Here is a 14,130-nt window from a genome sequence, read left to right as displayed (position 1 = left end):
CAGGCGTGGAAACCACCGTGGATCGACCCAACAATCCTGTGCAGGCGGGGTTTGCGGAACAGTTCGCGGGCTGCTGGCCCCTACTTCACCGGGAGGCCGGCGGCGTGCGCACAGATCTCGCCGTAGCGTTCGGCCACACCAGCTGGGTCGAGTTCGCCGCCGGCCCGGTACCACTGCGAGACGCCCGTGCAGATCGTCGTGATCGCACGTGAGGCGTCCCGCGGGAACTCCGTGGTGAAGCTGCCGTCGGCAACGCACTCCTCGACCACCGCGTCGAGGAGTTTCTGCTGCCGGTCACGAGCGGCGATATGAGCATCCCGGTGCTGATCCTTCAACGCTCGGATCTCGCTGAAGGCGATGAAGGCGAGATCGGACTGGTGCGCGTGGAAGAGCAGCAGGCATTCGATGAGCCTGTCGAAGCGCGCGGTCGGCTCCTGCCCGCCGTCGGCGAGTGCCGCGACGCTGCGCTGCCACAGATCCTCCATCGCCAGACGGTCGATCTCGGCGAGGATCGCATGCTTCGACGCGAAATGGTGATAGAGGCCGGGCACTGACAGCCCGGCTGCGCCGGCCAGCTGCCGGATGCTCGTGCCGTGGAAGCCGCCCGTGACGAAGCTGTCGAGAGCGGCCTGGAGGATCGGCGAGAGCAACGGGGCGTCGTAGTCCCGCCAATCGATCATGGGTGCATTGCTCACGAGTTGTCCCTGCCTGCTCCGTCTCACTGTCTTCTCATCCCTAATCTACGGCCATTCCTGCCCCGCAGTTCCATTCGACCCCCGAAGCGTCCCTCCATCTCTGAGTTCGATCGCTTTGCTGCCCGAGCGGTCGACAGTCATGCCGGGCCGCCCTTGCGCCCGGTCGTCGTGTGACCTACGATACAGAACTAACCGAGCGAGCGCTCGGTCGGCCGAAGCTGAGATGCTCCGGTCCCGACACGATGAAGGGCGACAGTCAGATGGCAGCCGACAGCACTTCCACCACCACGCGGCATGTGTGGACGCGGCTCTACCCCGCCGGAGTCGGTGAGACGCCGGAGATCCACGACGCATCCACGGCTCATGCGTGGAACGCCCGCGTCGAGGCGGCCCCCAGTCAGATCGCCGTGACCTACCGTGGCCGCAGGTTCACCACCGCCGACATCGACCGTGAAGCCGAGGCGCTCGCCGCCGGGTTCCTCTCCCGCGGCCTGCAGAAGTCGAACATCGTCGGCGTCTACCTTCAGAACGTCCCGCAGTTCGCCGTGGCGCTGCTCGCGGCCTGGAAGATCGGCGTAGTCCCCCTCGTCCTCAACCCCATGTACCGCGGCCGCGAACTGCGCGCGCTCATCGACGATTCGGCTGCCTCGGCGATCATCTGCGACGAAGCAGACCTCGGCCAGGTTCGTGAGACCCTCGCCGGTGGCTCCCTGACCTGGGTGCTCACCACCGATGACGACGAATACGACCGGGACCCCTCCGACCTCATCGGCGACGCCCAGACCGCAGCTGCCCGTGAGTCAGGAACCACCCCCGCCGAGGCGACCCCCGCCGAGTCCGGGATCGCCGTCGATTCGTGGGGTCCCTTCCTCGCCTCCAAGCGCACCGACGCGCCCGACCACCGCACCGAACTGCTGCCGGGCCTCGACGACGCCGCCCTGCTCACCTACACATCGGGCACGACCGGACCGGCCAAAGGCGCCGTCGGCACCCATCGCAATGTGCTCGCCGTGGCCCGGTCGTACGGAGATTGGCTGAACCTCGGCGAAGGCGACGTCATGCTCGCCATCGCCCCGCTCTTCCACATCACCGGAGCCGTCGCCTGCGCGGCGACCTCGCTGATCTTTCCGATCACGCTCGACTTCATCGGCCGCGTCAACGCGGACAAGATCGTCACCGCCATCCGCGATGACAAGGTCACCGTGACCATCGGCTCGATCACCGTCTACAACGCCCTGCTCGAACACGAATCGGCCACAGCTGAGGACCTGCAGAGCATCCGCTACCTCTATTCCGGTGGAGCCCCCGTGCCGCCGGCCACGGTCGAGCGCTTCCGGAAGCGGTTCGGCCACTACATCCACAACATCTACGGAATGACCGAAACCGCCTCGGCGGTCATCGGAGTCCCGCCGAACACGGAGGCGCCTGTCGACCCGGCCACGGACACCCTGGCCATCGGCGTGCCGTTCCCCGGACTCGAAGCCCGCATCGTCGACATCGCCGACGGGACCGTCATCACCGATTCCAGCGCCGGCGAACTCGAGTTGCGCGGGCCTCAGATCACGCCCGGCTACCTCGGCAAGCCCGAAGCCAACGAGGCGGCCTTCGACGAGGGCTGGTTGCGCACCGGCGATGTCGGAGTCATGGACGCAGCCGGCTGGATCTATCTCGTCGATCGGATCAAGGACCAGATCAACGCCTCCGGCTACAAGGTGTGGCCGCGCGAGGTCGAAGACGTCCTCTATGAACACCCGGCCGTGCTCGAAGCCGCCGTCGTCGGCCAGCCCGACGACTACCGCGGCGAGACCGTCGTCGCCTACGTCTCCCTGCGCACCGGCCAAGACGTCAGCGCCGAGGAGCTCATCGCCTTCGCGAAAGAACGCCTCGCAGCGTACAAGTACCCGCGCACCGTCCACGTCATGTCAGACCTGCCGAAGACGCATACCGGAAAGATCCAACGCAGGCTGCTGCGAGACTCCGGAAGAGAAGCAGCGTCAGATAAATAGGCACCACTGACCGGCAACCATTCAAGACAGGAGAGACATTGAGCGAATCAACGATCGGACGCCGTTTCGAAGGGCAGGTCGCCCTCGTGACGGGATCGAGTCGCGGCATCGGACTCGGCATCGCCAAGCGGCTGCAAGTCGAAGGGGCGACCGTCATCCTCACCGCCCGCAAGCCCGAACCGCTTGCCGAGACTGTCGCAGAATTCCCCGACGGCACCGTGATCGGCATCGCGGGAAAGGCCGATGACTCGGCTCACCGGGCCGAGGTGTTCGACACGATCGCCGAGAAGTTCGGCCGCCTCGACGTCCTCGTCACGAACGTCGGCATCAACCCGGTCTACGGTGACACTATCGACATCGAGCTCGATGCCGCCCGCAAGATCCTCGAGGTCAACGTTCTCGGCACTCTGGCCTGGATCCAGGGGGCCGTCCATCACGAGGGACTGAAGTTCCGGGAGAACAAGGGTCGGATCCTGTCCATCTCCTCGGTCGCCGGCCAGAATCCGAGCAAGGGCATCGGCCTCTACGGCGTCTCGAAGGCCGCCGTGGCCCACCTCGTGAAGACCCTTGCCGTCGAACTCGGACCCGATATCCGCGTCAACGGAATTGCCCCTGCCGTCGTCAAGACCCGCTTCGCCACCGCGCTATACGAAGGCAGAGAAGCCGAAGTCACCGCCGCCTATCCGGCCGGCCGGCTCGGCACTCCCGAGGACATCGGCGCAGCTGCGGCCTACCTCACGTCGTCCGACTCCGACTGGATCACCGCCCGGATCCTCACCGCCGACGGCGGACTCATCACAGCAGGAGGCACAGCATGAGCCGGATTCCCGCAGACGTCGAAGAGCTGCGCCAGCGCACCCGCACCTTCATCCGCGACGTCGTCATACCCGCCGAACCTCATCCCGGGGACTACCTCGACGAAGGGGTTCTGACCGACCTCAAGGCCAAAGCCAAGGAGGCCGGAGTCTTCGCTCCACACGTGCCTGCCGAGTGGGGCGGCCAGGGCGTGTCGATCGAGTTCTGGTCCCCGGTGTTCCAGGAGGCAGGCTACTCGCCGATCGGGCCCGCCGTGCTCAATTGCATGGCACCCGATGAGGGCAATATGCACATGCTCGCCCAGATCGCCACGCAGGAGCAGAAGGAGCGGTTCCTCGCCCCGCTGGCCGCCGGCGACGTCCGCTCCTCCTTCGCCATGACCGAACCACATCCAGGCACCGGCTCCGACCCGTCGGCGCTGGCGACCCGCGCGGTCAAGGACGGTGACGAGTGGGTCATCACCGGTGACAAGCGCTTCATCTCCGGAGCTGAGCTGTGCAGCTTCTTCGTCGTCATGGCCGCCACCGACGCCGAGGAGTCGGTCGCTGCGACCGAGGGCTCGGGTTCCGCGCAGGCGAAGATGGGCCAGGCGGCCACGATGTTCCTCGTGCCCAAGGACACCCCGGGTGTCAGCGTCGGGCGGCCGATCCACACCGTCGATCGCACGATCGCCGGCGGCCATCCCTACGTCCACTTCGACGATGTTCGCGTCCCCACCTCGGCGATCCTCGGCGAACCCGGCAAGGGATTCGCCTACGCCCAGGTTCGCCTGGCACCCGCCCGCCTCACGCACTGCATGCGGTGGCTGGGACTGGCCCGCCGGGCGCTGGACACGGCTCTCGACCGTGCCGAACATCGCGAGGCATTCGGCGACGTCCTCGCACGTCAGGGCCTCGCGCAGGAGCTCATCGCGCAGTCGGTCATCGACATCGAAACCTCTGACGCGATGATCACGAAGACCTCCGAAGTGCTCGCCACCGATGCGAAGGAAGCGAACTCCAGATCTTCGATCGCGAAGGTCTACTGCTCCGAAGCCGTCTACCGTGTCATCGATCGGGCCATCCAGCTCACCGGCGGAGACGGCGTCTCCGACCAGCTGCCACTCGTCCAGTACCTCAACGACGTCCGTCCGTTCCGCATCTACGACGGCGCCACCGAGACGCACAAGTTCGCGATCTCCCGTCGTGCCTCATCGAAGCGGCGCAAGGAAGTCGCCGCGGGAGCTCCCCGCCTCGACATCGTGAGGGAGGCGCGTTGACCGAGAAGCTCATCGACGTCGTCGACACCGCGGCCGAGGCGCAGGCACTGTCCGCACCGCCGTTGCTCATCGTCGACGTCCTCACCGACTACCTCGACACGCATGGCCTCGGGTCCGGTCCCGTCCGCTGGGATCGCATCGGCGAGGGCCAGTCGAACGTCACCTTCCGGATCCGGCGTGATGACCTCGATGTGGTGCTGCGCCGCGGACCGCGCCCGCCGATCCCGAAATCGACTCACGACATGGTCCGGGAGGCGAAGATCCAGAAGGTCCTCGGCGCTCAGGGAGTGGCCGTGCCCACGATCCTCCACGTCTGCGAGGACGAATCGGTCCTCGGCGTGCCGTTCTACATCATGGATTTCGTGCCGGGCACAGTCGTCACCGACACACTGCCTGATTTCCTCGCCGAGGCGGCCGACCGTCGAGCTCTCAGCGAAGCCCTCGTCGACCGCCTCGTCGACCTCCACTCGGTCGACGTCGCAGTTCCCGAGGTGGCCGCGCTCGGTCGTCCGGACGGGTACCTGGAGCGCCAGGTGAAGTTGTTCGCCTCCCTCTGGGGGAAGAACACTCAGCGGTCGCTGCCCCAGGTCAGCCGCCTCGGTGAGTGGTTGGCTGCGAACATTCCGGCCACTCAGCGGCACGCGGTCGTCCATGGCGACTACCGTGCCGGCAACGCGATGATCGCGTCCTCGACGCCGGTCGAGGTCGCAGCGATCCTCGACTGGGAGATGTCGACCCTCGGCGATCCGCTCGCCGACCTCGGCTACTTCCTCGTCACCTACACCGACCGCGAGAATCCGCGCACGGTCATGGACCTCACCCCGGTCACTGCGGGGGAGGGGTTCCTCACCCGTTCCGACCTCGCCGAGCGCTACCAGCAGAAGACGGGCCTCGACCTGTCCGTATTGCCTTGGTACGAGGCCTTCGCGCTGTGGAAGGCCGCGATCTTCAGCGAAGCCATCTACACCAGATGGCTCAACGGAGAGGCGCCGTCGGCCGGTAACTTCACCGGCAGCCTCGAGACCGGGGTCCCCGAACTCATCGCAGCCGCCGAAGCCGTCGCCTCCACCGTCGTGTGACGGCGAGCGAGATAGGAGTATCCGCACCACCGAACACCACCACAGAGATATACAGCATCACCACCTCCAATGAAGCAGTGGAAAGGAAGCCATGACCGATACGATCGCAGAGACAAAGGTGCCTCTGCAGCTGAAACGGCGATCCGTCGTCGCGAGCACCATCGGCAATATCCTCGAATGGTACGAGTGGAGCGCCTACGCGGTGTTCACGCCCTTCATCGCCGCCGCGATGTTCAACAGCGAGGACACAGTCTCCTCCGTCCTCGCGACCCTCGGCGTCTTCGCCGTCGGGTTCCTCATGAGACCCCTGGGCGGCATCGTGTTCGGGAAGATCGCCGATGTGAAGGGGCGCAAGTTCGTTCTCATCGTCACGATGCTCATCATGGCAGGCGGTTCGTTCCTCATCGCCGTCCTGCCGACCTATGGTCAGATCGGCGTCTTCGCCTCACTCATCCTCCTTCTCATCCGAGTGGCACAGGGCTTCGCCCACGGAGGGGAGTCGGCAACGGCGAACTCCTATATCGCTGAGATCGCTCCGGCCCACAAGCGCGGTTTCTGGGGCTCAATCGTCTTCGTCGCCATCTTCGGCGGTTCGGTCGTCGCTTACACGATTGGGGGCGTGATCACGAACGTCTTCTCCGAGGCGGCAGTTTCCGACTGGGCATGGAGGATTCCGTTCGCGCTCGGCGGTCTGCTCGCGCTCGTCGCGCTGTGGATGCGGCGCGGAATGGTCGAAAGCGATGTCTTCGAAGCCGATGAAGCGGAAGAAGTTGTCGACCCGACCCCGCTGGATCGCGGCCGCGTGGCCCGTGCGATCGTCCTCGTCGTGCTCATGACCTCCGGTATCACCGCGGCTCACTACACCTGGACGTCGTACGCGTCGACCTTGGCGATCACCGAGCGCGGTATGGATGCGCAGACCGCTTACTGGGCGACCGTCGGTGCGCAGATCATCGCACTCGCGTCGCTGCCCTTCTGGGGATTCCTCTCCGACCGGATCGGTCGTCGGCCGGTGCTCATCGGCTTCGGAGTGCTCATGGCGATCCTGCAGTATCCGCTCATGGGCATGATCACGGACACCGGCTGGACGTTGTTCGTTGCGTCGACGCTGGCACTGCTCGTGGTCTCGATGGCAGGAGCCTTGTTGTCGGCAGTCCTGTCCGAGGCCTTCCCGACGAAGGTCCGCACCCAGGGAATCGGCTTCGCCTACTCGGTCTCTGTGGCTGTGTTCGGCGGAACGGCACCATATCTCAATGGACTGTTCAACTCGCTCGACCTCAGCTGGCTCTCCAGCGGCTGGGTGGTCCTGCTCTGCTTGGCAACGATCGTCGCCGTGGTCAAGCTGCCCGAGACCAAGGGCAAGGACCTCAACGCGATCTGAACATCGCGGCGGGACCGCAGCACCGCCTCGGCGAATCTAGGTCGCTATCGGATACTTCTGAGCAAGGAAAGTATCCGATAGCGACCTATTTCTGCATGGGAGATGCAGGGGATCTGCCGCGGGGAGCTGGTCCTCGCGGCAGTTGGAAGAGTGGCCACAGCGAGGGGGCCAGCAGGGGGTTTGTCGGGGGTGATTTCATTCACTAGAATCGGAGGCGCAGTCTCAGCTGGGGGCTTCAGAGGCCCAACTGGTTCTGCACATAACTTCATACGCCGCTAAGACAAGACGTGGGAGAGCTGCCGCAGTCGGGCCGAATCGAGCCGGACTTCCGAGCAGCGCCGTAGGTGCAATTCCCTCCCCGGGAAACTCTCAGGCCCAGTACCACCGATTGCAGGCATATCTGAAGGACGCGAGTTCGCCGCACACGTGCGGTGCGACCACGCATCCGACAGATCGGGGAGGACACTCAGCGATCGCTGCGTCCTCCAATTCGGTGGGCGCGACACCGACCCAAGGACGGCAATTGACCAGTTCACTCGCCCATACGACGCAGGCAACAGGGGACACCGCGCGCCCCTTCTCCGACCGCCACATCGGCCCCCGCGCCGACGACGTGCAGGCCATGCTCGCCGAACTCGGCTATGACTCCCTGGAAGCGCTCTCTTCCGCTGCCGTCCCGGAATCCATCCAGAACACCGAGCTCAACCTGCCCGCCGGCCGCTCCGAATTCGATGTGCTGGGCGACCTGCGCGACCTCGCCGAACAGAACGTCATGCGCACCCAGCTCATCGGCCAGGGCTACTACGACACGATCACCCCGGCCGTCATCCGCCGCAACCTCGTCGAGAACCCCGCCTGGTACACCGCCTACACCCCGTACCAGCCCGAGATCTCCCAGGGCCGGCTCGAAGCGCTGCTGAACTTCCAGCAGGTCGTCCAGGACCTCACCGGCCTCGACATCGCCAATGCCTCCCTCCTCGATGAGGCCACCGCCGTCGCCGAGGCGGTCCTGCTCATGCGTCGAGCCGTGAAGAAGGGGACAACCGTCGTCCTCGACTCCGAACTCCACCCGCAGACCATCGCCGTCGTCCGCGCCCGGGCGAAGGCTATGGACTTCCGCGTCACCGTCGCCGACCTCGCCGAGGGCCTCGTCGGCGAAGACATCTTCGGCATCGTCTGCGCCCAGCCCGGCACCACCGGAGCCATCCGCGACTTCACCGAAGCCGTCGACGGAGCACACGACCGCGGTGCGCTCGTCACCTTCGACGCCGACCTGCTGGCCCTGACTCTGCTCAAGGACTGCGCCTCCCAGGGTGCGGACATCGCCGTCGGCTCGGCCCAGCGCTTCGGTGTGCCCCTGTTCTTCGGCGGCCCCCACGCCGGCTTCATGGCCGTGAAGTCCGGACTCCAGCGCCAGCTGCCCGGCCGCCTCGTCGGAGTATCCAAGGACGCCCAGGGCAAGCCCGGCTACCGCCTGGCCCTGCAGACCCGTGAACAGCACATCCGCCGCCAGAAGGCGACATCGAACATCTGCACCGCGCAGGCGCTGCTCGCCAACGTCGCCTCCATGTACGCCGTCTACCACGGCCCGGTCGGTCTGACCCGCATCGCCTCCCGCGTCCACCGCCTCGCCCACGCGTTCGCAGGTGCCGCGGACACCGCCCCCGGCGCCGAGGTTCTCACCTGGGAATTCTTCGATACCGTGGCCCTGCGCGTGGCCGATGCCGAAGCCGCCCGCTACGTCGCCGACCAAGCCGGATACAACATCCGCGTCATCGACGACACCACCGTCGGCGTCTCCTTCGGCGAACCCCACACCGTCGCCGATGCCAACGGCCTGCTCGAAGCCCTAGGCATCTATGCCCGGGTCGACGCGGACGACTTCGAAGCCGCCTCGGCGGGAACCTTCGGAGCCAACGCCGTTCCGGAGCCCGCATTCGCGGCGTCGTTCCACCGGGACACCGAATTCCTCACCCACCCCGTCTTCAGCGCCCACGGCTCCGAGACCTCGATGATGCGCTACCTGCGCACTCTGGCCGACCGTGACCTCGCACTGGACCGGACGATGATTCCGCTGGGCTCGTGCACGATGAAGCTCAACGCCGCCGCCGAGATGGAACCCATCACCTGGCCGGAATTCGCCTCCATCCACCCCTTCGCCCCCGTCGAACAGACCCAGGGGTGGCGCGCACTCATCGGCCGCCTCGAGGACTCCCTCGTCGAGGTCACCGGCTACGACCGCGTGTCCCTGCAGCCCAACGCCGGCTCGCAGGGTGAGCTGGCCGGACTGCTCGCCATCCGCGCCTACCATGTGGCCAATGGTGACGATGCCCGCACCGTCGTGCTCATCCCGCAGTCCGCGCACGGCACGAACGCCGCCTCCGCGGTGCTCGCCGGACTCCAGGTGCAGGTCGTCGCGACGGCCGATGACGGCTCCGTGGACATGGACGACCTCGATGCGAAGATCGCCAAGCACGAAGGCAAGATCGCCGGCATCATGATCACCTACCCGTCGACCCACGGAGTCTTCGAACCGCAGATCCGCGAGGTCTGCGACAAGGTTCACGCCGCCGGCGGGCAGGTCTACGTCGACGGTGCGAACCTCAACGCCATGGTCGGACTCGCCAAGCCCGGCGAATTCGGCGGCGACGTCTCCCACCTCAACCTGCACAAGACCTTCTGCATCCCCCACGGAGGAGGCGGCCCCGGAGTCGGCCCTGTGGCGGTGCGCGAACACCTCGCTCCGTACCTGCCCGGCGATGCCACGCTGCCGGAGCTCGTCGCCGGTGACCCGGACGCCAAGGAGCTGCCGATCTCCGCATCGATGTTCGGCTCCGCAGGAGTCCTGCCCATCAGCTTCGCCTACCTCGAACTCATGGGTGCCGAAGGACTGCGCGAAGCCTCGCGCTCGGCTCTGCTCGGTGCGAACTACCTGGCGAAGAAGCTCGGCGACGTCTACCCGATCCTCTACTCGGGAGAGAACGGACTCGTCGGCCACGAAACGATCCTCGACCTCCGCGCGATCACCTCGGCGACGGGCGTCACCGCCGAAGATGTCTGCAAGCGCCTCGTCGACTTCGGCTTCCACGCCCCGACCCTGGCCTTCCCGGTGCCCGGCACCCTCATGGTCGAACCCACCGAATCCGAGGACAAGGACGAACTCGACCGCTTCATCGAGGCCATGCGCACCATCCGCGCCGAGATCGACGAGATCGGCAAGTCGTACACCTACGAAGAGTCGCCGCTGGCCCTCGCGCCGCACCCGGCGACCGCAGTGATGGACGACTGGGACGGCAAGTACAGCCGCGAGACCGCGGTGTTCCCCGTTCCCGGGCTGCGCCTCACGAAGTACTTCCCGCCGGTCAGCCGCATCGACGGAGCCTACGGCGACCGCAACCTGGTGTGCTCCTGCCCGCCGCCAGAGGCCTTCGAAGAGTTCGAGGAAGAGGACAAGTGATGACCGATACGACCGCGAACACACCCAAAGAGACGCCGCTGCACAGCATCCACGCCGAGCTCGGTGCCTCGTTCACCGACTTCGGCGGCTGGGACATGCCGCTGAAGTACGGTTCGGAACTCGCCGAACACCGTGCCGTGCGTGAGGCCGCAGGCCTCTTCGACCTCTCCCACATGGGAGAGGTGCGCATCGCCGGAACCGACGCCGCCGCATTCCTCGACTATGCCCTCGTCGCGAAGTACTCGAAGATGAAGATCGGCAAGGCCAAGTACGGAGTCATAGTCAACGAGTCAGGCGGCCTGCTCGACGACCTCATCACCTACCGCATCGGCGACGAAGAGTTCCTCATCGTCCCCAACGCCTCGAACACGCCCACCGTGGTCGCCGCGCTGAAGGACCGCGTGCACCAATTCGTGCAGACCGTCGCACCCGGCTCCGATGTGCACCTGACCGACGAGTCCGACGCCACCGCACTCATCGCCGTGCAGGGGCCGAACTCGGAGGCGATCATCCTGCGCGCCCTCGACGAATCCGGCCACGGCGAATTCGGACCCCGCACCGGCGCCGGCGACCAGGCGAAGGCCCAGGTCACCGACGATGCCAACGGGGGAGCCACCTCGGCGGGGGATGCGAAGATCACCATCGGTCAGGCGGTGCGCGAACTCAAGTACTACGCGTGGATGCCGCTGACGATCGCCGGGATCGACCTCATGCTCGCCCGCACCGGATACACCGGTGAGGACGGGTTCGAGCTCTACGTCCCCAACATCGGCGCCACCCGCCTGTGGAACACGCTCGTGACCTCGGGTGCGGACTACGGACTCGTTCCCTGCGGTCTGGCTGCACGCGATTCGCTGCGCCTCGAAGCCGGAATGCCGCTCTACGGCAACGAACTCGATCAGAACACCACCCCGTACGATGCGGGACTTGGCCGGATGATCGGGTTCAACACGAAGGACGACTTCTTCGCCCGCGAGGCGCTGGCGAAGCTCGGAGAGACCGAACCGCCGCGCGTGCTCGTCGGCCTGAGTTCGGAAGGACGCCGTGCCGCCCGTTCCGGTGCCGCCGTGTCGATCGACGGCGCTGAGGTCGGCACCGTCACCTCCGGTCAGCCTTCGCCGACGCTCGGCCACCCGATCGCCCTGGCCTTCATCGATCGGGACCGCGCCGAGGTGGGCACCGCCGTGACCGTGGACATCCGCGGCAAGGCACACGACTTCACCGTCACACAGCTGCCGTTCTACAAGCGCCAGGCCGACTGAAGCTCTCACCCACAATTCATCCTGGTGGGACCGGCGACTCGTAGACTGGTCCCACCTGGCACAACAACGTCGTGACCGCCCCTTCCGGCGGCAGTCACAGTAAGGAAGACATATGGCACAGCTGCCCCCGCTCCCGCAGAACTTCACCTACTCCGCCGAACACGAATGGGTCGACGGCGCTGCCGATGAGCTCGTCGGCAAGACCGTCAAGGTCGGCATCACCGCCGTCGCCGCCGATGCCCTCGGCGAGGTCGTCTACGTCGACCTGCCAGCGGTCGGCGACACCGTCACCGCAGGTGAGACCTGCGGCGAGGTCGAATCCACGAAGTCCGTGTCCGACCTCTACACCCCGGTCACCGGCGAGGTCGTCACGATCAACGAGGCGGCCGTGGACTCACCCGGACTGCTCAACTCCGACCCCTACGGTGAGGGCTGGCTGTTCGAGGTCGCCGTGACCGAGGTCGGCGAAGTCATGGACGCCGCCGGCTACGCCGAGGCGAACTCCCTCTGAGCCTCATCCTCCGGGCGGAGGATATAAACCCTGAAGCGGGGTCGGTCGAGGTCGGTGCCGACACATCGTCGGCATCGGCTTGCCATGCACGTGAGTGCACGGCTGTTCGGTCGGCCCCGTCGTCATCTCATCAGAAACGAAGTGATTGCCATGCCATTGAGTGTCTTCGACCTCTTCACGGTCGGCATCGGACCGTCGAGCTCCCACACCGTCGGACCGATGCGTGCCGGCGCGAGCTTCATCGACCTCCTTAGCGATTCGCTGAGCTCCGTGGCGGATCTGCGCGTCGACGTGTTCGGTTCCCTGGCCGCCACCGGTGCCGGCCATGGGACCTTCGACGCCATCCTCATCGGCCTCGAAGGCTGCCGCCCCGATCTCATCGAAGCCAACGAACTGACCGCCCGGCGGACACGGATGTCCGAGACCGGGACGATCATCCTCGGCGACTCGACCGGCAACGGCGTCGAACTCAAGTTCACCGAGGATGACATGGTCAAACGACCGCTGACCGTCCTCCCGCGCCATACGAACGCCATGACCGTGACCGCCTACGACGCTGCCGGGGAGACTCTCGCCGAGGAGACCTATTACTCCGTCGGCGGCGGATTCGTGACTTCGGAGACCGAATTCCTCGAGAAAGAGAAGACCGCCGAGGATGGTGCAGCTGCCGACGGCAGCGGTGCAGGCGCGGGCGTCGAGTTCGCGGTCGCGGATTCTGTCGTCGATGCCGAACTCGAGTCCTACGACGAAGAGCTGCCCTACCCCTTCCACTCCGGAGTCGAGCTGCTTCAGCGCTGCCGCGAGAACGATCTGTCCATCGCCGAGATCATGCACGCCAACGAACTGTCGATGCGCGACGAGGACGAGATCCGGCACGGACTGCTCCACATCTACTCGGTGATGGAGGAATGCGCTTCGGCGTCCCTGGACCGCTCCGGTTATCTGCCCGGAGGGCTCAAGGTCCGCCGCCGCGCACACGACTGGTACCTCAAACTCAAGGCCGAGGACCCCGACCGGGATCCCGGCTACTACCTCGAATGGGTCAACCTCATCGCGATGGCCGTGAACGAGGAGAACGCCTCGGGAGGCCGCGTCGTCACCGCGCCGACGAATGGGGCGGCCGGCATCATCCCCGCCGTGCTGCACTATGCGCTCAACTACGTTCCCGCAGTCAAGGAAGGCGGCGAGTCCGCGAAGCATCGAGCCATCGTCGACTTCCTGCTCACCGCGGCAGCCATCGGAGTCCTCTACAAGGAGCGGGCGTCGATCTCCGGAGCCGAGGTGGGCTGTCAGGGAGAGGTCGGATCCGCCTCGTCGATGGCCGCCGGGGGACTGGCTGCCGTTATGGGCGGAACACCCGAGCAGGTGGAGAACGCCGCCGAGATCGCGATGGAGCACAACCTCGGACTGACCTGCGACCCGATCTCCGGGCTCGTGCAGGTCCCCTGCATCGAACGCAATGCGATCGCCGCCGGCAAGGCCATCAACGCCTCCCGCATGGCTCTGTGGGGCGATGGCCAGCACCGGGTCAGCCTCGACGAGGTGATCGAGACGATGCGCCAGACCGGCGCGGACATGTCCTCGAAGTACAAGGAGACAGCGATGGGCGGCCTCGCCGTCAACGTCGTCGAGTGCTGAGGCAGGACGGGTCGTCGAGTGCTGAGG

At 66.1% G+C, this 14,130-nt stretch carries 10 protein-coding genes and 1 riboswitch; of the genes, 9 read left to right on the top strand and 1 reads right to left on the bottom strand.

What is annotated here, in order from left to right; translation table 11 throughout:
• Nucleotides 1–80 precede the first annotated feature (80 nt).
• Nucleotides 81–695, bottom strand: a complete 615-nt coding sequence (locus tag ACU4IU_RS06705; RefSeq protein ID WP_248284106.1) for a TetR/AcrR family transcriptional regulator — start codon at nucleotides 693–695, stop codon at nucleotides 81–83.
• 260 nt (nucleotides 696–955) lie between these two features.
• On the opposite strand from ACU4IU_RS06705, the gene ACU4IU_RS06700 reads away from it, so the two are divergent.
• The 9 genes from ACU4IU_RS06700 (at nucleotide 956) to ACU4IU_RS06660 (ending at nucleotide 14,103) form a co-directional block, all read left to right on the top strand.
• The gene (locus ACU4IU_RS06700) at nucleotides 956–2,701 is read left to right on the top strand and encodes a class I adenylate-forming enzyme family protein (RefSeq protein WP_446656238.1); all 1,746 of its coding nucleotides are present in this window, start codon (nucleotides 956–958) and stop codon (nucleotides 2,699–2,701) included.
• Nucleotides 2,702–2,739: 38 nt separating this feature from the next.
• On the top strand, nucleotides 2,740–3,519 hold the full coding sequence (locus ACU4IU_RS06695; RefSeq protein ID WP_446656237.1) for an SDR family oxidoreductase: 780 nt from the start codon (nucleotides 2,740–2,742) through the stop codon (nucleotides 3,517–3,519).
• Entirely contained in the window at nucleotides 3,516–4,775 is a 1,260-nt protein-coding gene (locus ACU4IU_RS06690; RefSeq protein ID WP_446656236.1) for an acyl-CoA dehydrogenase family protein, read from the top strand. Before ACU4IU_RS06695 ends, ACU4IU_RS06690 begins: the two co-directional genes overlap by 4 nt.
• The gene (locus ACU4IU_RS06685) at nucleotides 4,772–5,854 is read left to right on the top strand and encodes a phosphotransferase family protein (protein ID WP_446656235.1); all 1,083 of its coding nucleotides are present in this window, start codon (nucleotides 4,772–4,774) and stop codon (nucleotides 5,852–5,854) included. The genes ACU4IU_RS06690 and ACU4IU_RS06685 overlap by 4 nt, the downstream gene beginning before the upstream one ends.
• Before the next feature lie 91 nt (nucleotides 5,855–5,945).
• Nucleotides 5,946–7,235, top strand: coding sequence for an MFS transporter (locus ACU4IU_RS06680; RefSeq protein WP_139470402.1), 1,290 nt, complete (start codon nucleotides 5,946–5,948; stop codon nucleotides 7,233–7,235).
• Nucleotides 7,236–7,513: 278 nt separating this feature from the next.
• A riboswitch (glycine riboswitch) is annotated at nucleotides 7,514–7,629 on the top strand.
• 129 nt (nucleotides 7,630–7,758) lie between these two features.
• Nucleotides 7,759–10,692: an aminomethyl-transferring glycine dehydrogenase gene (gene gcvP / locus ACU4IU_RS06675; RefSeq protein ID WP_139470403.1), complete on the top strand. Its 2,934-nt coding sequence runs from the start codon at nucleotides 7,759–7,761 to the stop codon at nucleotides 10,690–10,692.
• Nucleotides 10,692–11,954, top strand: coding sequence for a glycine cleavage system aminomethyltransferase GcvT (locus tag ACU4IU_RS06670; RefSeq protein WP_446656234.1), 1,263 nt, complete (start codon nucleotides 10,692–10,694; stop codon nucleotides 11,952–11,954). The genes gcvP and ACU4IU_RS06670 overlap by 1 nt, the downstream gene beginning before the upstream one ends.
• Nucleotides 11,955–12,066: 112 nt before the next feature.
• Nucleotides 12,067–12,465: a glycine cleavage system protein GcvH gene (gcvH, locus tag ACU4IU_RS06665; protein WP_172172378.1), complete on the top strand. Its 399-nt coding sequence runs from the start codon at nucleotides 12,067–12,069 to the stop codon at nucleotides 12,463–12,465.
• 150 nt (nucleotides 12,466–12,615) lie between these two features.
• Nucleotides 12,616–14,103: an L-serine ammonia-lyase gene (locus ACU4IU_RS06660; protein ID WP_446656233.1), complete on the top strand. Its 1,488-nt coding sequence runs from the start codon at nucleotides 12,616–12,618 to the stop codon at nucleotides 14,101–14,103.
• Nucleotides 14,104–14,130 lie beyond the last annotated feature (27 nt).

The organism is Brevibacterium sp. CSND-B09 (assembly GCF_052906525.1).
Note: the sequence above shows the minus strand (reverse complement) of the source record. Positions and strands in the feature narration are given on the sequence as shown.